We start from the raw sequence: 18,959 nt of genomic DNA on the forward strand, positions 1-18,959 counted from the left end.
AGACGCTGGTGCAGAGAGATGCCGTAGGGCAAAGGCGGACGCTTTGCCCACCCAGCACAGTTGGGCAAGCGGGGAAAAACGAAAACGTCCTGCCGTTCACGAGCCCGGTGAACAATCTATCCGGGTTCGGCCACCTAATCGCCGCCTGCACGACCGACTGTGTCCGCACAACCCGCCATCCGGCTAGGGCACACCGCCCAGGATTGCCTTGTCGTCCGTCTTGAAGAGTTCATCATTGAAACCCATCTTGTGCCCCCTGCGGGTAAGTAAGTACCCTGTTTGCCGGCGCAGCCACCAAGGAAGGGGGCAAGACATGAGCGAGCCGAACCCGAGGCAGCATTCAGTCCGACGGCGATGCGCGCCGCGTTCTTTCCTGGCGGCGCTCGCGCTCACGGCTGCTGGCCTCCTCGTCGGCTGTGACAAGCCGGCCTCGCAGGCGGCAGCTCCGCCGGCGCCCTCCGTCACCATCGCTCAGCCGGTCAAACGCACCGTCACCGATTGGGAAGAATTCACCGGCCGCTTCGAGGCGGTGGAGGAGGTACAGGTACGCCCGCGGGTCGGCGGCTTCGTCACCTCGGTCGAATTCCAGGACGGTGCGATCGTTCACGCCGGCGATCTTCTTTATGTGATCGACTCGCGTCCGTTCGAGGCGGCTGCCGAGCAGGCTGACGGTCAGCTTTCGGACGCGCGCGCCAAGGTGGAGCTTGCCAAGCGGGAGCTCGATCGCGGCCTGAACCTGGTCCAGACCAGCGCCGTCTCCGAACAAGTCGTCGACCAGCGCCGTCAGGCCTTGCAGGCCGCGCACGCCGCCGAGATGCAGGCCGAAGGCGCACTGAAGGCCGCCAAGCTCAATATCGAGTTCACCCATGTGGCTGCGCCGCTCACCGGCCGCGTCAGCCGCCACCTCGTCAGCCCCGGCAATCTCGTCCAGGGCAGCGACACCGGCACGTCGACACTGCTGACCTCGATCGTGTCGCTCGATCCGATCTACATCTATTTCGACATGGACGAGGCGACCTACATCAAGAACAGCAAGCTCTGGTTCGAAGGCAAGCGCCCAAGCTCGCGCGATACGCCGAACCCGGTGCAGGTGACGTTGGCCGGCGAGACCAAGCCGTCGCATGACGGCACGATCAACTTCCTCGACAACCGCCTCGATGTCTCCACCGGAACGCTGCGCAGCCGCGCCGTCATCCAGAACACCGATCTTTCGATCCTGCCGGGGCAGTTCGGCCGTGTGCGGCTGATCGGGAGCGCGCCCTACGAGGCGCTGCTGATTCCGGACGTCGCGGTCGCGACCGATCAGTCCCGCAAGATCGTCTTCGTGGTCAAGCCGGACGATACCGTCGAGGCGCGCCCTGTGACGCTCGGTCCGCTCGATGAGGGGCTGCGCGTCATCCGCGAAGGGCTGAAGGCCGACGACCGCGTGATCGTCGACGGCATTCAGCGTGCGCGCGTCGGCGCCAAGGTCAATCCGCATCAAGCCCAAGCGCCAGCGGGTGGCAAGTCATGAATCTCGGCCGCCTCTCCATCAACCAGCCCATCCTGGCGATGGTGCTGTCGATCGTGCTGCTGATCGTCGGCGCGCTCGCCTACACCACGCTGCCGGTCTCCGAATATCCGCAGGTGGTGCCGCCGACGGTTGTGGTGACCACGCAATATCCCGGCGCGTCCGCGCAGACCGTGTCCGACACGGTTGCCGCTCCCATCGAGCAGGAGATCAACGGCGTCGAGGACATGCTGTATCTCTACAGCCAGGCGACCTCGAACGGTCAGCTCACCATCACCGTCACCTTCAAGCTCGGCACCGATCTCGACAAGGCCCAGGTGCTGGTGCAGAACCGCGTCGCGATCGCGCAGCCGCGTTTGCCTGAGGAAGTCCAGCGCAACGGCGTCACGACGCGCAAGAACTCGCCCGACATCCTGATGGTCGTGTTCATGCTGTCGCCCGACGACACCTTCGACCAGCTCTACATCTCCAACTACGCGCTGCTCCAGGTCCGCGACCAGCTGCTGCGGCTCGACGGTGTCGGCGACATCCAGATTTTTGGCGCGCGCGACTATTCGATGCGGCTGTGGCTTGATCCCGATCGCATCGCCAATCTCGGCCTGACCTCGACCGAAGTGCTGGCCGCGATCCGGTCGCAGAATGTGCAGATCGCGGGCGGCCAGATCGCCGAGCCACCGATCGCGGACCGCGCCTTCCAGCCGAACCTGACCTTCACCGGCCGCCTGAAGGACCAGAGGCAGTTCGAGGACATCCTGATCAAGGCCGGCTCCGACGGCCGCACGGTGCGCCTGCGCGACGTCGCCCGCATCGAGCTCGGCGCGCTGTCCTACACCACCAACAGCTTCCTGCTGCGCAAATCGGCGGTCGCGATGTTGGTCACCCAGAGACCAGGATCGAACGCGCTCGCGACGGCGAAGAACATCTCCGACACCATGGTCCGGCTCAAGGCGAGCTTCCCGAAGGGCCTCGACTACAACATCGGCTACAACCCGACCGAGTTCATCGCGCAATCCGTCCACGAGCTGATCAAGACCATCTACGAAGCCATGCTGCTCGTGGTCATCGTGGTGCTGGTCTTCCTGCAGGGCTGGCGGCCCGCGATCATTCCGATCATCGCGATCCCGGTCTCGCTGGTCGGCACCTTCGCGGTGATGGCGGCACTCGGCTTCTCCATCAACAATCTCACGCTGTTCGGCCTCGTGCTCGCCGTCGGCATCGTCGTCGACGACGCCATCGTGGTGGTCGAGAACGTCGAGCGCCATCTCGAGCACGGCATGAGCCGGCGCGACGCCGCGCTCAAGACCATGGAGGAGGTCGGCGGCGCGTTGGTGTCGATCGCGCTCGTGCTGTGCGCGGTGTTCGTGCCGACGGCGTTCCTGGGCGGCATCTCAGGACAGTTCTTCCAGCAATTCGCCGTCACCATCGCGGTCGCGACCGCAATCTCCTGCTTCTGCTCGCTGACGCTGTCGCCGGCGCTGGCCTCGCAGATCCTGGTGCCTCACGAAGAGAAGCGGCCGCCGGCGCGCTGGAATTTCATCGCGCGCGGCTGGGACGCGTTCACCGGCGTCTTCAACCGCGCGTTCGAGCGGTTGTCGCACGGCTATGCCAGCGTCGCCAACTTCGTGATCCGGCATTCGGTGGTGATGCTGCTGATTTACGTGGGCCTGATCGGCAGCGCCGGCTGGCTGATCGCGACCACGCCGCAAGGTTTCATCCCGGCGCAGGATCGCGGCTATGTCATCGTCTCCGTGCAATTGCCGGGCGCGGCGTCGCTGGCGCGCACCACCGAGGTCGTGCGCGAGATCGAGCGCATCGCGCTGGATACGCCGGGCATCATCCGCGTCGCCGCCTTTGCCGGCTTCTCGGGCGCCACGCGCACGCAGGCCGGCAACGCTGCAGCGCTGTTTCCGGTGTTCGACGAGCCGGAGGTGCGTCTGAAGAAGGGTCTGTCCGCGAACGCCATCACCGCCGAGCTGCGCAAGCGGCTGTCGAGAATCGAGGGCGCGTTCATCATCGTCATTCCGCCGCCGGCCGTGCCTGGCATCGGCACCGGCGGCGGCTTCACCATCCGCATCCAGGATCGCCAAGGCCGCGGGCCGGAATTGCTTGCGGCAGCGACCGACGAGCTCGTGGCTGCCGCACGCAAGACGCCGGAGCTCACTTCGGTGTTCTCGCCCTTCACCGCGAACACACCCCAGGTCTTCGTCGACATCGACCGCACCAAGGCGCAGAAGCTCGGCGTTCCCATCGCCAACATCAACGATACGATCCAGACCTATTTCGGATCGACCTATGTCAACGACTTCAATCTGTTCGGCCGCACCTATCACGTCACCGCGCAAGCCGACCAGCCGTTCCGGAAAGAGACCAGCGATCTCGCGCGGCTGCGCACGCGCAATGCGTCCGGCGATATGGTGATGCTCGGCAGCGTCGTCGATTTCCGCGACGTCTCGGGCCCCGACCGCGTTGCACGCTACAATCTCTACGCGGCCTCCGAATTGCAGGGCGAGCCGGCGCCGGGCACGAGCTCGACCACCGCGCTCAACGCCATCAAGAAGCTCGCGGACGACACCTTGCCGAGCGGCTTCTCCTTCGAATGGACGGACCTGTCCTACCAGCAGGTCACCGGCGGCAATGCCGGCCTCTATGTGTTCCCGATCTGCGTGCTGTTCGTCTATCTCGTCCTCGCCGCGCAGTACGGCAGCTGGACCTTGCCGTTCGCGGTGATCCTGATCGTGCCGATGTGTTTGCTCGCTGCCACCATCGGCGTGCGCATCATGGGGCAGGACGTCAATATCCTCACGCAAATCGGCTTCGTCGTGCTGGTGGGGCTTGCCGCCAAAAACGCCATCCTGATCGTCGAGTTCGCCCGCGACATCGAGCTCGAGGGCAAACCGCGGCTGGAAGCCGTGATCGAAGCCTGCCGCCTGCGCCTGCGGCCGATCCTGATGACGTCCTTCGCCTTCATCCTCGGCGTGCTGCCACTTGTGGTCTCGACCGGCTCGGGCTCGGAGATGCGCCAGGCCGTCGGTGTCGCCGTGTTCTTCGGCATGCTCGGCGTCACGCTGTTCGGCCTGGTCTTCACCCCGATCTTCTACATGATCGTGCGCAACCTCGCCGACGGGCGCGGGAAGAAGCCGGCGGCCGCAACTTGATGGTCATTGTGGCCAAGGGCGTATCCGCGCTCACAGTGTCGTCCCGGATCTGCGCTCTGCTTCGCTGCGCTTGTCCGGGACGACGAGCTGAGTTTGGCACGCCTGCGCCCATACTAACGGCTGAGGCCGAAATGGATGGGCATTGCCGGGGTTCTTCACTAGTATCCGCGCGATTTCAAAACAGAAAACTGCTGGGAGTTAAAATATGAAATCAGCATTTTTGGCCGCCGCCGCGGTGTCCGTGTTGTTGGTGGTGCCGGCCTCCGCGCAAACCGCCAATCAAGGCGTCAAGATCGGCATCCTCAACGACCAGTCCGGCGTATATGCCGATTACGGTGGCAAATGGTCGGTTGAAGCCGCCAAGATGGCGATCGAGGATTTTGGCGGCGAGGTGCTGGGGCACAAGATCGAGCTCGTCACCGCCGATCACCAGAACAAGCCAGATCTTGCCACCTCCATCGCGCGGCGCTGGTACGACGTCGAGAACGTCGACATGATCACGGAGCTGACGACATCGTCCGTCGCGCTCGCGATCCATGAGCTCTCCAAGGAAAAGAAGAAGATCGACATCGTCGTGGGTGCTGCGACATCGCGCCTCACCGGCGATGCCTGCCAGCCCTATGGCTTCCACTGGGCCTATGACACCCGCGCGCTCGCGGTCGGCACCGGCGGTGCGCTGACCAAGGCCGGCGGCGACACCTGGTTCTTCCTCACCGCCGACTATGCCTTCGGCTACGCGCTGGAAAAGGACACCAGCGAGATCGTCACCGCCAATGGCGGCAAGGTGGTCGGCTCGGTCCGCGTGCCCCTCAACTCGTCGGACTTCTCCTCCTTCCTGCTCCAGGCGCAGAGCTCGAAGGCCAAGATCGTCGGCCTTGCCAATGCAGGGCTCGACACCACCAACTCGATCAAGCAGGCCGCCGAGTTCGGCATCGTCACCGGCGGCCAGAAGCTTGCTGGCCTCCTGATGACACTGGCCGAGGTCAATGGCCTTGGCTTGCAGGCCGCGCAAGGCCTGGTGCTCACCGAGGGCTATTACTGGGATCTCAACGACAAGACGCGCGGTCTCGGCGAACGCTTCTTCAAGCGCACCGGGCGAATGCCGAGCATGATCCACGCTGGCACCTATTCGGCGACGCTGAGCTACCTGAAGGCGGTCAAGGCCGCCGGCACCAAGGATCCGGAGGCGGTCGCCAAGAAGATGAAGGAACTCCCGGTTGACGACGCCTTCGCGCAAGGCAAGGTGCTCGAGAACGGCCGCATGGTCCACGACATGTATCTGTTCGAGGTCAAGAAGCCGTCGGAATCGAAGAAGCCCTGGGACTACTACAAGCTGCTCGCCACCGTCCCCGGCGACAAGGCCTTCTTTACCGTCAAGGAGAGCGGCTGCCCGCTGACGAAGTGAGTGGCAAGGGCAACGTCAGCTCCACAACTCCGGTGTCGTCCCGGCGAAGGCCGGGACCCAACCCCAGGGAGTAGTTGCGGCGCAAGATCGCGTTTATCAATCTTCGCCAAACTCCGCCCTGAGGTTATGGAGACCGGATCTGCGCTTCGCTTGTCCGGGACGACGATGGTGATTGTTGCCGCCACCTTGCCTCAATGCACCAGCCGCCACAGCACCGCGACGAGCGATCCTATCCACAGCGCGATGCTGGCGAAGGCCTGGATGGCAAATCCCCGGCCGCGCTTGGCGGCTTCCTTGGAATAGCCGATGAAATAGACGATGCGGCCGATGATCCAGACCGCGCCGATTGCGGCCGCGATGGCGTCACTGACATAGATCGCGAACAGCCAAAGCGATGGCAGATCGGCATCCATTCCAGCGTGTTCATCTGGATGCGGAAGGCGCGCTCAAAGTCGGGATGGCCCGACATCGCTGGCACCTTGACGCCAGTCTTCGCACGCGACCGTGCGACATTGATGGTGGTGTAGAAGCAGAACGCTACGGCGAGCAGCGTGATGAGCGCGGTCAGGTGATACATCGCACGGTTCCCCTCGGATCGGCCGATGCTCAATAGCCCGTCAGCTCGAGATAGCCAACGCCGTCATGGCTGCCGGAAAAGCTGATCGGGCCCTCCCAATAGGAAAAGCCGGTGCCCATCCAGGCCGCGGGGTTGAGCGGCTTGCAGGTGATCGTCAGGGAACGCGAGGGGACTACGATCTGCCATTCCACCGGCAGTTTGCGCCCCGCAACCTCGGCCCATCCCCTCGGCGTCATCCGGATGTCGGCGGCAAAGATTTGCTGCGTGCGGCCGTCGGGCGAAATCCAGTTGCCGAACGGATCGTCCTTGCCGTCCTTCTGCCGCAGCCGGTACAGCATCAGCTTGTCGCCAGATGAGAGATGCAGCGACAGCCAGTCCCAGCCGGTCTGGTCGGCGCCAAGCGGCTGGCTGCTCCATTCGCGGTCCATCCAGGCTTGCCCCGACACATCGACCGCCTTGTCGTCGATGACGAGGCTGCCGTGCGCACGGAAAAACGGCTGGCTGTAGTAATACGACGCCTGGCCGCGCTCGGACTTGCGGCTGAAACCACCGTCGCCTTGCAGCACCACCGGACGATCAGCCTGAAGCGTCAGTGCGTAGCTGAAATCGGTGCCTGACGCCTTCAGCGTCAGCGGCGCCAGCTTGCTATCATCGGTGCTCTCAGTGCCCTTCATCTCCCAGTCGTCGATCCAGGCCGCGAACGGCTTTGCATCCACACCCGCCTGCCCGACGCCGCCGCGGGCGAACAGCTCGTTGAAGCGATGGGTGTCGGCGCGGGTCACCGCGGCATGGCCCATCCAGAGCTGTTGATTGGCCCAGCCCTCGCGCTGCGGCCCAGCCTCGGCGGCCTGGCGAAACAGCGTCCATTGCAGGCCGCAAGCCGCGCCACTGGCATCGATCAGATTCGCCGTGAGGTACCACCACTCGATGCGGAAATCGGGGTGCGGGCCGTGGTCGGCGAGGAAGGAAAACACTTTTCCAGGCGTGACCTGCGCAAAGCCATCTGCGGTCTCGCCGAGGCCGGCGTAACCTTGCGCCGCCGTGCGACGCGACAGCGCCAATGCGGCGAGGGCGCCGGCAAATGCGCGCCGCGATAGTCCGTCAGCGCTCATTGGCAAACACCTTCACGAGATCTGCCGGCTGCATCCGCGCGAGCCGCGCCACCGGCAGCAAGGCGGCCAGCAGCGAGGCGAGTAGCGCCACCGCGACCAGCTCGACCAGTTGCAGCGGAAACACGTGGAACGGCAGGCGCCAGCCGAACGCTTTTACGTTGACGATCGCGATCAGGCACCAGGCCACGACGAGACCCAACGGCAATGCCAGCAGCGCCGTGAACAGCGCAACCGCCAGCGTCTTGGTCAGTTCGATCGCAGCAAGGCGCGACCGCGTGAGGCCGATCGCCCAAAGCGGCGCGAGCTGCGGCAGGCGGGAGTTGGCGAGCGTCAGCAGGCTGGTCAGCAGCGCGATGCCGGCGACGCCGAGAGTGAAGGCGTTCAGTGCTCCCGTCACCGCAAAAGTGCGGTTGAAGATGCGGATCGATTCCGCTTTCACCGTTGCCTGGTCGGCGACGCTGCGGTCGTCGAGAGCAAACTGCTTCTGCAGCGCCGTGATCAGGCCGGGAATCCTGTCTCGGGGAACGATGAGTCCGATCCGTGTCTGCGGCGTCTGGGGAAAGCGCCGGATCAACGCCGCGACGTTCACGGCGAGCTGCCCCTTGGGATTGCCGTAATCGGCATAGATGCCGGCGATGTCGAGCACCCAGCTACCGCCCGGCGCGGGGATCTCGATGACATCGCCGACGCGCAGGTTCAATCGCCGGCTCAATTGCTCGCTGACGAAGGCGGCATCGCCCGGCACGAGCTGCGCCCAGGCGCGCGGCGCGGCTTCGAGTAGCGGCCAGCGCTCGCGATAGAGCGGGTGGTCGGGCAGGCCGAACAGCTCCACCGGCTGTCCTTCGAGTTGCGTCTCCGCCCGCCCGCCGCTCAGGATCGCCTGCACCTCGCCGCGCTCGCGCAGCCAAGTCCGGATCGCAACCGCCTTCGCGTTGTCGGGCGCGCCGATATAGACGTCGGCGGCCAGCCGTCCGTTCAGCCAGGTGACGAATGTGCGGCTGAAAGTTTCCACCATGGTTGAGACGCCGACATTGACTGCGAGTGCGAGCAGCAGCGCCATCAGCGCCAGCGAGAGGCCTGATAGCTGCTGTCGGCTGTCGGCCCAGAACCACAACGCAAGCGGGCGGCGCGCGCGGCGCTGGCCAATGAGCAGGATGATCTCGAGCAGCGCGGGAAGGATCAGCGCCGCGCCCAGCATCAGCGCAGCGAGCACGCCGAAGCCGGCGATCAGCGTATCGCCATAGCGCAACAACAGCAGCGCGATTGCGAACACCGCACACGCTGCCGCACCTTGCAGGATCAGCCAGCGCTGCTGCGCCTGCTGCCAGGCCTGCGGTTGCGCAGTTGCAAGCAGCGGCAGCCGCATCGCCTTGACCAGACTCGTTGCCGCCGCGATCATCGCGCCGATGATGCTGATCCCGATGCCGGCGAGCCACCATTCGCCGCGGAGCGAAAGTTGCCCCGGAATCTGCGCGCCATAGAGCCCGCGCAGCGAGGCCGCGACATCCGGCAGCAGCGCCGCCGCGATGACATAGCCGCAGACGAGCCCGACGAGCCCCGCAGCGAGCGCCAGCACCACCAGCTCGATCACCAGCACCGTGTTGAGCAACCGTGCCGAGGCGCCGCAGGCCCGCAGCGTACGCAGCATCGGCAATCGTTGCTCGAAGGCGAGGCCGACGGCCGAATTGACGATGAAAAGTCCGACGAAGAACGACAGCAGGCCAAAGGCGGTGAGATTGAGATGGAAGCTGTCGGTGAGGCGTTCGAGCTCGGTCTCCGCGCTCGGCTCCATCAGCTGCAAGCGGTCGCCGACGACGCTCGCGAGCGGCGCAGGCTTGCTCTTGGCCTTGCCGATCAGGAGCCGCGAGAGCTGGCCTTGCTTGCCAAGCAGCCGCTGTGCGACGCCGATGTCGACCACCAGCACGTCGGGCACGAGCTGCGGCTGCGCATGCAGTGGTGGCAGCTTTGCGCCGCTGCTGATCAGCGGCGCCGCGCCCTCCGCCGCGTCGAGATCGGCGAGCGTCTCCGGCGCCACCAGTGTCTGGCCGGGCGCGGCGACGAAGGCGCGCAAGTCCGACGCGCCGAGCCGCGGCGCATTGCCGACCTCGGCCGGCAGCGTCACCGGCTCGATGCCGAGCAGGCGGAACGAGCGTCCGTTGATCTGGACGCGGCCCTCCACGACCGGCGACACCGGCCAGCCGGCGCGGCTGAGCGCAACGAACAGGTCCTGAGAGAACGTCGCGGCATCGGGCGCGACCAGCATCGGCGTGCGCACGCCGCCGAACGTCGCCGCAGCGCGATCGTAGGCATTGCGCGCCTGCTGGTTGATCGCCTGCACGCCGCTCCACAGGGCGGTTGCCGCAATCAGGCCGATCAGCAGCGTCGCGAGCTGCATCGGATGTCGCCGCCAATGGCTGAGCAGCACGGCAAGGATCCAGAGCGCGCGCCTCATGTGATCCGCCCCGCATGCAGCGTGACGTGGCGGTCGAGCGTGCCGGCCAGGTGCAGGCTGTGCGTCACCATCAAGAAGCCGCAGCCGGTGCGCGCCACGAGATCGCGCGCCAAGGCGAGCACGTCGTCCGCCGTGGATTCATCCAGATTACCCGTCGGCTCGTCCGCGAGCAGCAGTGACGGCTTGATCGCGAGTGCCCGGCCGATCGCGACCCGCTGCTGCTGGCCGCCAGAGAGCTGCTCGGGGTAGCGTCTCAACAGCTTGCCGAGGCCGAGTCGCTCGATCAGCTCGCCGTGCCAGGCGGCATCGTGCCGGCCGGCGATCCGCGCCTGGAAGGCGAGATTGTCCTCGACCGACAGACTCGGGATCAGGTTGAACTGCTGGAAGACCAGCCCCAGCCGGTCGCGCCGCAGCGCTGCCCGCCCTGCATCCGGCAGCGCCGTCATATCGGTGCTTTCGAGCATGATCGTGCCGCCGTCGGCGCCATCCAGCCCCGCGATCAGGTGCAGCAGCGTGCTCTTGCCGCTGCCGGATTCGCCGGTCAGCGCGACACGCTCGCCGGGGCGCACGTCGAGATCGACGCCGCGCAACACATGAACCGGCTCGCCGGCCGAGGAGAAGCTTTTGGAGAGGTTTTTGATGCTCAGCACGATGAATGGCGCCGCACGGAATTAACTGGAATGTTGCGTAGCATAGTTGATGCGGAAATGTCGGGGTTGTGTTGCCGTTCAAGCCGTTGTTAGCTCGCAAGACGGCCAGATCAAAAGCGCCGAAAAACGGCGAGACGGGGAGAAATATGAGCGCTCAGGGAACGCCCAAAGCGGCGGGCAGCACGACAGCCAAGGCAACGCCGAAGGGCGCCTGGACCGTCACCTTTCTCCTGTTTCTCTTCATGGTGGTGAATTTCGCCGACAAGATCGTCGTGGGACTCGCCGCTGTGCCGATCATGACCGACCTGAAGCTCGCGCCGGAGCAGTTCGGCCTGCTCGGCTCTTCCTTCTTTGTCCTGTTCTCGATCTCGACCATCGTGGTCGGCTTCATCGTCAACAAGGTGCCGACGCGCTGGGTGTTGCTGACGCTCGCGGTCATCTGGTCGCTGGCGCAGTTTCCGATGGTCGGCACCGTCAGCTTCGCCACGCTCGTGATCTGCCGCATCGTGCTCGGCGCGGGCGAGGGGCCGGGCTTCTCGGTCGCCGCACACGCGATCTACAAATGGTTTCCAGACGAGAAGCGCACGCTGCCGACCGCGATCCTGTCGCAGGGTTCGGCCTTCGGCGTCATTCTCGCGGTGCCCGCGTTGAACTGGATCATCGTCAACCACTCCTGGCACTATGCCTTTGGTGCGCTCGGCGTCGTCGGCCTGATCTGGGTCGCGGCCTGGCTTGCGCTCGGCAAGGAGGGGCCGCTGGAGGACACGCAACTGCTGGCGGCCACCGAGCCGAAGATTCCCTATGTCCAGCTTCTCACCTCGCGCACCTTCATCGGCTGCGTGGCGGCGACCTTCGGAGCCTATTGGGCGCTGTCGCTCGGTCTTACCTGGTTCACGTCCTTCATCGTCAAGGGACTCGGCTTCTCGCAGTCGGATGCGGGCTGGATATCTATCCTGCCGTGGGTATTCGGTGCCACCATCGTCATTCTCACGGGCTGGATCTCGCAGGTGATGATGGTGCGCGGCGCGACCACGCGCGTTGCGCGCGGCGTGCTCGGCTCGGTGCCCCTCGTGGTCGGCGGCCTCATCCTCGCGGCGATGCCGCACGTGCAGGGGGCGGGGTTGCAGATCGCGCTGCTCGTGGTCGGCTCGGGCCTGTGCGGGGCGATCTACGTCGTCTGCCCGCCGATGCTTGGCGAGTTCACACCGGCTTCGCAGCGCGGCGCCGTCATCGCGATCTACGGCGCACTCTACACGCTCGCCGGCATCATCGCGCCGGCCGTAATGGGCAGCGTGATCCAGCGCGCCGGCTCAATGGTCGACGGCTACTTGACCGGCTACACCATCAACGCCGTGGTCATGATCGGTTCTGGCGTGCTCGGCCTGCTGCTGCTCTGGCCGAACACGGAAAAGGCGAGGCTAACGCGTGGGGCCGGCACTCAGGCCGGTGTGTTGAAGGGCGTGGTGTCGCCGACGTAACGCGCCGCCACCACCACTGTCGTCCTGGACCAGCGAGCGTAGCGAGTGCTGATCCAGGGCCCATGATCACAGGACAACGGAATTGGCACGCTGGTCGCTCCAGCGTGTTTCAAACAACTGCCATTCGGGGTAATGGGTCCTGGCTTTCGCCGGGACGACAGCGGAGAGAGCGCTACTTGGCGCCTTCCGGTCGCCGCTCCGTCAGCAGCGACAAGAACACCGTGGCCACCATGAACACCACCGACGCGCCGAATACCCAGTGCGGCGCGTTCTGGTCCATGATCCAACCGAACAGCAGCGGGCTGATGATGCCGCCGAGGTTGAAACCGGTTGAGACGATGCCAAAGGCGCGCCCGGCTGCGCCCGCCGGCGCCGCATTGCGCACCAGCATGTCGCGCGAGGGTGCGATCACGCCGGAGAGGAAGCCCGCAACAGTCATCGCAACCGTCAGCAGCAAGCCGGGCAGTGCGACGAGCGCAATCAGAAGCACGATCGCCGCGTTCACGGCAAAGCAGGCGGCGGCGAGCTGGCCGTGGCGTTCGGTGCGGTCGGCGAGAAAGCCGCCCGCGAGCACGCCGACGGCGCTTGACCCCAGAAATGCCGTTAGCGCGACATTGGCGGCGGAGTAGGACGCGGCATAGCCGCTCATCAGCGCGACCACGCCGAAATTGCTGATGCCGGCAACTGACAGGCTGAGCAGCATGAACAGCACGGTCAGCATGATCAGCGCCGGCGTGATGACCGCCTGTCTTGGCGCGGCTTCGTTTCCCGGCTTCTTCCTGTGCGCGCCGGCGTCGGGAATGTTGATCACGATGAGCAGCAGCGCGCAGAGCACGCCGATCGCGCCCGATGCGATCAGCGCGCCGGTGCCGCCCGAAACCGTGACGAGCGCAGCCACGATCGCCGGTGCCACCGCGCCACCGAGATAGCCGGCAAATGTGTGGACCGAGAAGGCGCGGCCCATCCGCGCCTCGTCCATGTGCTCGGCGAGGATCGCATAGTCGGCCGGGTGATAGACGCTGTTGGCAAGGCCGAGCAGCACCGCGCAGATGATCAGAGAGACGTAGCTTAAGTGCAGGCCGAGCAGTACGAGGGAGAGTCCGCCGATTACGAGCCCGGTCAGCAGGATCTTTCGCGCGTCGAAATGGTCGACGAGGTAGCCGGTCGGTGCCTGGGTCAGGCCGGACACGACCGCAAACACGGTGAGCGCAAAGCCGAGCTCGATATAGCCGACGCCGAGCTGGCTTTTGAGGAACGGAAACAGCATCGGCAGAACCAGGATGTGGAAATGGCTGATCCAATGCGCGATCGAGATCCCCGTCAGCGTGCGTAGCGCGCTGTCGGTCTTTCCCTCTTGCGGTGCGGCGAGAACGTCGGCCATCGCAGTTCCGTTTCACTTCCTACTATCGAAGCGCAAACTATCGGCGCGCGCGGTTATTTGTCCATGAATGCCCGCGCATGGCAGGTAGTGCGGGCATAGTGCGTCCCCACAGTCGTTCTGGCGTAAGCCAGGACCCATTACCCCAGGGCGTAGTTTGGCGAAGACTCGTCGTTCGGTACCGCGACCGATCACAATCGAGAGATCACGCGGTATGGGTCCTGCTTTCGCCAGGACGACATTGGAGTGCGTTGCCGCCCTCACAACGGCTCGTCATCGGTGCCGTAGCGGTCGCGTTTGGGGGTGGCGATGTCGCCGTCTTCATCGTCGTCGTCGGTATCGGGCGGCGGCTGCGGCTTTCTCTTGGTGTCGTCCGCTTTCTTCGGCGGGTTCTTGTTGCCGGCCTTGGCCATGACCTTCTCCGGATGGTGATGCGTCAGCGCATGTTAGCCGGCTTGGGACCAATTTTCTTGACCTCTCTCAAATGGCGAGGCGCTAAGCGGCGCCACCTGGATGGCATCACACCCGTACCACCGGCCCGCCCGCCTTCTTCCAGGCGTCGATGCCGCCCGCGATATGCGCGGTGTTGGCGAGCCCGGCCTGTTTCGCCGCGGCAACCGCCATCGCCGAGCGCTCGCCGAAGGCGCAGAAGAACAGCACGCGGCGACCAGTGGCGGCCGCCACCTCGCGCAGCATGCCACCGGGTTTCAGGCTCTCCTCGATCGACGGATAGGGTGCATGCAGCGCGCCCTCGAGCATGCCGTGCTTGGCGCGCTCATTGCTCTCGCGCAGATCGACCAAGAGGATGTCGGGCCGGCCGAGTGCGCGCATCGCATCGACGGCGCTGAGCGCGCGGCCTTCCTTCTCAAGCTCCTCCTGATGCAGGCCGACATGCATGTTGGCCGGCACCGCCACATCCATCATCTTCGGATTGGGCAGCTTCAGGTTGGCCATCAGCTCGATATATTCGTCGACCGAGCGCACCTGGAGACGGGGATTGTGGCGCTTCTCCTCGCCGATGGTGGAGACGGTATCGCCCTTGTAGTCATGCGCGGGGAAGACCAGCGTCTCCTCCGGCAACTTCAAGAGGCGATTGAAGATCGAGTCGTATTGTGCGCGCGAAGAGCCGTTCTGGAAGTCGGTGCGGCCGGTGCCGCGGATCAGCAGCGTGTCTCCGGTGAAGACGCGGTCGCCCATGAGATAGGAGTAGGAGTCATCGGTATGGCCGGGCGTATACATCACGTCGAGCGACATGCCCTCGATCGTCACTTTGTCGCCGTCGGAGACCCGCATCGCCACCACGTCGGCCTTGCTCTGGTCGCCCATGATGGTCATGCAGTGGGTGCGGTCGCGTAGTTCGCCAAGCCCGGTGACGTGGTCGGCATGCAGGTGGGTGTCGACGGCCTTGACCAGCTTGAGGTCGAGCTCGCGCAGCAATTGGCAGTAGCGGTCGACCTTCTCCAGCACGGGATCGAGGATCAGTGCCTCGCCGCCGGCGCGACTGGCCAGCAGATAGCTGTAGGTCCCGGAAACGCTGTCGAACATTTGGCGGAAGATCATGGCGGAACCCCCGGCGTGAACTGGCTTCCAAGATTCTACTACGGCGCGGGTCAAAAAGAGAAGTAATTCACTGCCTAAACAGGAAGATTTAGAAAATTTTATTCCGCGTGATGAGGGGGCAAGAGGCCGATTTGGGGCCGGCAGGGCCCAAGAGACGTTAGGGTCATGTTGCCTCAATTACCGCTGTCATTCCCCGCGAAGGCGGGGAATCCAGTACGTCGCAGCTTCTCCGTGTCCCCTGGCCAACCTGTCAGCGATGTGTCCGAACAGGTGTCAGCCATGTCCCCGGGCTAAACACTTCGCGGGCGATGACACCGAAGGTGTCGCGACGCTGTGCCACGGCAACAGGCTTACGGCCTTACCAGCGTGTAGCCATTCTCGGTCAGGAACAGGATCTGGCCGACCCCGACCTGAACGGGCGTCGCGGATGGGATGAAATCCGGCCGCCGGCCGCTCTCCCGCTCGATCGTGTCGACGGTGTTGAGGCAGATGTCGAAGCGGACGCCTTGCGCGATCAGGCTTTCGACCTGCTTGCGGTGGTCGTTGGCGCTGAGCAGGAGGTCGATGCCGGGACCGAACGCGACCACCTCGATCGCAACCTTGTCGGGGTCATAGGCTTTCAGGAGATTGTTGGCGACGCTGAGCACCAGCGCCTGCTTCTTCGCATCACCATCGGAGAGCTGGAGCACGATCTTGTGCTCGGCAAACGGCTTGTCCTGCAAGGGCACCTGCTGCGCGAAGGCAGGCAGCACCATAGGCCAGGCGACCAGCGCCAACAGCATCGCGCGACGATTTGGCGAACGCATCATCCCTGTCCTGCAATTCCCGGATTGTCCTCGACGCCCCTCAGCGCGACGCCGGAGCTTTTGTTCTCGGGCATCCGTCCGGAGCGCAGATATTTTGCGACCACGTCCCAGACAGGCGCGCCCTGCTGGGCGTTGACGGACGCCCAGCCCGCGACCTTGTAGCGTCGGTGCGCCTCGACCGGCATGCCGCTGTCGAGCGTCAGCGCCGAGATGCGGCTGCCGATCGCGGCTGTCGGCGTGCAGGTGTAATTGAGCCCGCCGGCGCGCACCATATCACCGCCCTGCTGGTGGTAGGGATCGGGGTTGAAGAGGTTGTCGCAGATGTCCTCCAAGACGTCCTTGATCTGGCCGCCCGTCATCTCCTGCACATAGGTCTCGGGATAGGAGATTGCGGTCTCCGCCAGCACATCCTCGAGCGTGAGCGGCTGGCCGGCGAGCGCGGTGACCCCCCAGCGAAAGCCCGGAGACAGCGCGATCTCGGTATCGAGCTCGTGGCGCAGTGCCGCGCAGATGAGCTCATCCACGGGGCCGGAAAAGTTGCCGCGGCGATAGAGCAGGCGGTCGGGCGTTGCGAGCTTCTCCGACCAGTCGGTGACGTGCGGCGCGCGCACCTTGCCGATCAGCTCGGCCATCGCCGGATCCGGCTTCAACAGCTCGGAATAGACCGGCAGCAGATGGTATCTGATGTCGCTGACCTTGCCCTTGGCGAGCTGGAGATCGAGCACGGCGAGAAATTTTCCGTTCGAGCCGGCATTGCTGACGAGCGTCGTGCCATTCGCATTCTTCACCGCCACCGGTTGCGGGACGGCGTCATGGGTGTGGCCGCCGAGAATGACGTCGATGCCGGTGACGCGGCTCGCAAGCTTCAGATCGACGTCCATGCCGTTGTGCGAAAGCAGAATCACGGCATCGACCTTGTCATTGCCGCGCAAGCCGTCGACCAGTTTTTGCAGCTCCTCCTCGCGGATGCCAAAGGTCCAATCCGGCGTGAAGCGCTTCGGATGCGCGATCGGCACGTAGGGGAAAGCCTGGCCGATGATCGCGGCGCGATAGCCGCCGAACTCCTTGATGGTCGAGGGCTTGAACACGCGCCCCGTCGCCTTGTCGAATGCGCGTGCGTCGTTGAACGCGGCTTCCTCAGTCAGGAAGACGTTCTGCGCCAGAAACTCGCCCTTGAAGCGCTCGAGATTGTCGCGCAGCGCCTGCTCGCCATAGGTGAACTCCCAATGGCCCGTCATCGCCTCGATGCCGAGCAGATTCGCCACCTCGACCATGTCGCGGCCCTGCATGGTGTTGGCAAGGCCGGTGCCCTGCCAGAGGTCGCCGCCGTCGAGCAGCAGCGAATGCTGCTCGCCGACGTCGTTGCGTAAGCGGTCGATCAGCGTCTTCAGATGCGCAAAGCCGCCGAGCCTGCCGAAGCGGGCCGCGGACTTCTCGAACTCGAAGCAGGTGAAGGCATAGGCGTCCGCGCTGTCGGACCGGATGCCGAAACGCTCGAGGAAGGCGCGGCCGACCAGATGAGGCGGCCGTCCCGCCATCTCGCCGATGCCGATATTGACGCTGGGCTCGCGGAAATAGACCGGGTTGAGCTGCGCATGGGTATCGGTGAGGTGCAGGACGCGCGCATTGCCGAAGCGTTCGAGGTCGTAGATGCTGGTGGTCTCCGCGCCGCGCGCAAGCCGCGGCAGCCCGGCCGTGACGGCGGCAGCGCCTGCGGCTCTCAGGAAATCGCGGCGGCGGATGGTCATCCCAAATACTCCGCCCCTTAAAGAAGAAGATCGTCCAACAGTTCCACGAGAGCCAGTCTAGCGGATTTCCATCGCCTTCCAGGCTTCTTTTTCCGACGTCGCCTGGAAGATCGAGGCCTTCGCCAGCGCTTCGGCCTCCTTGGCGGCGGCAACCGCACGGTCGAAATCGCCGCCATCGCCGGCCTTCTTCGCGGCGGCCAGAGCCGCAATGGTCGGCGTCCACTGGTTGCGCAAGCCGGCCGCTTCCTTGCTGGCGGCTTCCGCCGCAGCATAGGCCGCCTTGTAGTCGGCCTCGCTCGCCGCGCGCGCTGGCGCTGCGGCAGCCATCAGCAGCAACACGAGTGCGACTGATCGCATTCCGATCATCGACGGGGTCATGGCCGCGCTCCCGGGCCGGAGATCGGCAGGCCATTGGCGACGTAGGACAGGAAATATTCGACGTCGCGGTATTCGTCCGACTGCGGTTCCAGTGGAACCGCGCGGGTCTGGCTGTTGCAGGTGACGAAGCGGCGGCTGGTCGTGCCCATGCCGCTCCATTCCGAGCGGTAGATCGGCATCGCGTTCAAAATGCCAAGCGCCGGCGCCAGCACTTCCGCGCGGATGCGCTCGCCCGGGCTCTGCACATGGCAGCTCGCGCAGGAGAAGTTCATCTGCCCACGCCGCGTGTAGAAATAGCGCTTGCCGTTCTCAAAGGCCTCGAACGCGCGCGGATCGTCGGGAATCTTGATGTCCATCAGTTTGCCGCGCGAGGTGAAGGCCATGTAGGCGGTCAGCGAGGCCATCTCGTCCTTGACGTAGGAGTAGGGCGCCTCGCCATTGGCCTCGCGGCAGCGGTTGAGCGCGAGCTCGAGCGTGACGACCTTGCCTTCCTTCTGGTCGAAGTAAGGATAGTTCTGGCGGATGCCGATGCCGCCGTTCGGGAAGCAGTCGGCGTAGGTCTTGCCGTTCTTGAACGGGGTCGAAAACATCTCCTTGCCGGCATCGAGCGCGAACTCGTAAGGCGGGAATTCCTCCTTCTCCTGCCACTGCCGCTTCATGTCCTCGTTCATGGAATAAGGACCGTTGACGAAATCCTCGTGCTTCACGTTCGGAAATTTCTGGAAGAAGAAGTTCTGGAACGCCTTGGCA

Annotated in this window: 14 protein-coding genes and 1 pseudogene; 4 read left to right on the plus strand and 11 right to left on the minus strand. The window is 64.8% G+C overall.

The features are described 5' to 3' along the window. Nucleotides 1-313 precede the first annotated feature (313 nt). The 3 genes from SO139_RS31165 to SO139_RS31175 all read left to right on the plus strand — a co-directional run bounded on the left by SO139_RS31165 (nucleotide 314) and on the right by SO139_RS31175 (nucleotide 6,070). Nucleotides 314-1,513, plus strand: coding sequence for an efflux RND transporter periplasmic adaptor subunit (locus tag SO139_RS31165; RefSeq protein WP_449377812.1), 1,200 nt, complete (start codon nucleotides 314-316; stop codon nucleotides 1,511-1,513). Continuing rightward, nucleotides 1,510-4,665: an efflux RND transporter permease subunit gene (locus tag SO139_RS31170; protein WP_449377811.1), complete on the plus strand. Its 3,156-nt coding sequence runs from the start codon at nucleotides 1,510-1,512 to the stop codon at nucleotides 4,663-4,665. Before SO139_RS31165 ends, SO139_RS31170 begins: the two co-directional genes overlap by 4 nt. A 205-nt stretch (nucleotides 4,666-4,870) precedes the next feature. After that, nucleotides 4,871-6,070 carry an ABC transporter substrate-binding protein gene (locus SO139_RS31175; protein WP_449377810.1) on the plus strand — a complete coding sequence of 400 codons (1,200 nt, stop codon included), beginning with the start codon at nucleotides 4,871-4,873 and terminating at the stop codon, nucleotides 6,068-6,070. A 191-nt stretch (nucleotides 6,071-6,261) separates the two neighbouring features. Here SO139_RS31175 and SO139_RS31180 read toward each other — a convergent pair. From SO139_RS31180 to SO139_RS31195, 4 genes and pseudogenes are all read right to left on the minus strand, one after another. Next, nucleotides 6,262-6,647: pseudogene (locus SO139_RS31180) on the minus strand (MAPEG family protein). Between the two features lie 29 nt (nucleotides 6,648-6,676). Then, entirely contained in the window at nucleotides 6,677-7,759 is a 1,083-nt protein-coding gene (locus SO139_RS31185; RefSeq protein ID WP_449377809.1) for a lipocalin-like domain-containing protein, read from the minus strand. Continuing rightward, entirely contained in the window at nucleotides 7,749-10,211 is a 2,463-nt protein-coding gene (locus tag SO139_RS31190; protein WP_449377808.1) for an ABC transporter permease, read from the minus strand. Before SO139_RS31190 ends, SO139_RS31185 begins: the two co-directional genes overlap by 11 nt. Beyond that, the gene (locus SO139_RS31195) at nucleotides 10,208-10,861 is read right to left on the minus strand and encodes an ABC transporter ATP-binding protein (protein ID WP_449377807.1); all 654 of its coding nucleotides are present in this window, start codon (nucleotides 10,859-10,861) and stop codon (nucleotides 10,208-10,210) included. Before SO139_RS31195 ends, SO139_RS31190 begins: the two co-directional genes overlap by 4 nt. Nucleotides 10,862-11,007: 146 nt before the next feature. On the opposite strand from SO139_RS31195, the gene SO139_RS31200 reads away from it, so the two are divergent. Then, nucleotides 11,008-12,339: an MFS transporter gene (locus SO139_RS31200; RefSeq protein WP_449377806.1), complete on the plus strand. Its 1,332-nt coding sequence runs from the start codon at nucleotides 11,008-11,010 to the stop codon at nucleotides 12,337-12,339. A 172-nt stretch (nucleotides 12,340-12,511) separates the two neighbouring features. Here the strand turns inward: SO139_RS31200 and SO139_RS31205 are convergent, their stop codons facing one another. The 7 genes from SO139_RS31205 to soxA form a co-directional block, all read right to left on the minus strand. Continuing rightward, nucleotides 12,512-13,720, minus strand: coding sequence for an MFS transporter (locus SO139_RS31205; protein ID WP_449377805.1), 1,209 nt, complete (start codon nucleotides 13,718-13,720; stop codon nucleotides 12,512-12,514). A gap of 257 nt (nucleotides 13,721-13,977) precedes the next feature. Continuing rightward, entirely contained in the window at nucleotides 13,978-14,130 is a 153-nt protein-coding gene (locus SO139_RS31210; protein ID WP_498541112.1) for a hypothetical protein, read from the minus strand. A gap of 106 nt (nucleotides 14,131-14,236) precedes the next feature. Then, complete coding sequence (locus SO139_RS31215; RefSeq protein ID WP_449377803.1) at nucleotides 14,237-15,277, minus strand: MBL fold metallo-hydrolase; 1,041 nt, start codon at nucleotides 15,275-15,277, stop codon at nucleotides 14,237-14,239. A gap of 350 nt (nucleotides 15,278-15,627) precedes the next feature. Continuing rightward, on the minus strand, nucleotides 15,628-16,086 hold the full coding sequence (locus SO139_RS31220; protein ID WP_449377802.1) for a DsrE family protein: 459 nt from the start codon (nucleotides 16,084-16,086) through the stop codon (nucleotides 15,628-15,630). Beyond that, nucleotides 16,083-17,831 carry a thiosulfohydrolase SoxB gene (gene soxB / locus SO139_RS31225; protein WP_449377801.1) on the minus strand — a complete coding sequence of 583 codons (1,749 nt, stop codon included), beginning with the start codon at nucleotides 17,829-17,831 and terminating at the stop codon, nucleotides 16,083-16,085. Before soxB ends, SO139_RS31220 begins: the two co-directional genes overlap by 4 nt. Before the next feature lie 57 nt (nucleotides 17,832-17,888). After that, a complete protein-coding gene (locus SO139_RS31230) occupies nucleotides 17,889-18,209 on the minus strand; it encodes a hypothetical protein (RefSeq protein WP_449377800.1) in 321 nt (106 codons plus the stop codon). Next, nucleotides 18,206-18,959, minus strand: a 754-nt coding sequence (soxA, locus tag SO139_RS31235; RefSeq protein WP_498541113.1) for a sulfur oxidation c-type cytochrome SoxA, incomplete at its 5' end; no start/stop codon positions are given. The genes soxA and SO139_RS31230, both read right to left, overlap by 4 nt.

Source organism: Bradyrhizobium sp. UFLA05-89 (assembly GCF_059803475.1).

Excerpts from the sequence above, each read along its gene's own strand:
- SO139_RS31215 (WP_449377803.1), bottom strand. The coding sequence starts at position 15,277 with ATGATCTTCCGCCAAATGTTCGACAGCGTTTCCGGGACCTACAGCTAT.
- SO139_RS31175 (WP_449377810.1), top strand. The coding sequence starts at position 4,871 with ATGAAATCAGCATTTTTGGCCGCCGCCGCGGTGTCCGTGTTGTTGGTG.
- SO139_RS31205 (WP_449377805.1), bottom strand. The coding sequence starts at position 13,720 with ATGGCCGACGTTCTCGCCGCACCGCAAGAGGGAAAGACCGACAGCGCG.
- SO139_RS31170 (WP_449377811.1), top strand. The coding sequence starts at position 1,510 with ATGAATCTCGGCCGCCTCTCCATCAACCAGCCCATCCTGGCGATGGTG.
- soxB (WP_449377801.1), bottom strand. The coding sequence starts at position 17,831 with ATGACCATCCGCCGCCGCGATTTCCTGAGAGCCGCAGGCGCTGCCGCC.
- SO139_RS31165 (WP_449377812.1), top strand. The coding sequence starts at position 314 with ATGAGCGAGCCGAACCCGAGGCAGCATTCAGTCCGACGGCGATGCGCG.
- SO139_RS31210 (WP_498541112.1), bottom strand. The coding sequence starts at position 14,130 with ATGGCCAAGGCCGGCAACAAGAACCCGCCGAAGAAAGCGGACGACACC.
- SO139_RS31185 (WP_449377809.1), bottom strand. The coding sequence starts at position 7,759 with ATGAGCGCTGACGGACTATCGCGGCGCGCATTTGCCGGCGCCCTCGCC.
- SO139_RS31220 (WP_449377802.1), bottom strand. The coding sequence starts at position 16,086 with ATGATGCGTTCGCCAAATCGTCGCGCGATGCTGTTGGCGCTGGTCGCC.
- SO139_RS31190 (WP_449377808.1), bottom strand. The coding sequence starts at position 10,211 with ATGAGGCGCGCGCTCTGGATCCTTGCCGTGCTGCTCAGCCATTGGCGG.
- SO139_RS31200 (WP_449377806.1), top strand. The coding sequence starts at position 11,008 with ATGAGCGCTCAGGGAACGCCCAAAGCGGCGGGCAGCACGACAGCCAAG.
- SO139_RS31230 (WP_449377800.1), bottom strand. The coding sequence starts at position 18,209 with ATGACCCCGTCGATGATCGGAATGCGATCAGTCGCACTCGTGTTGCTG.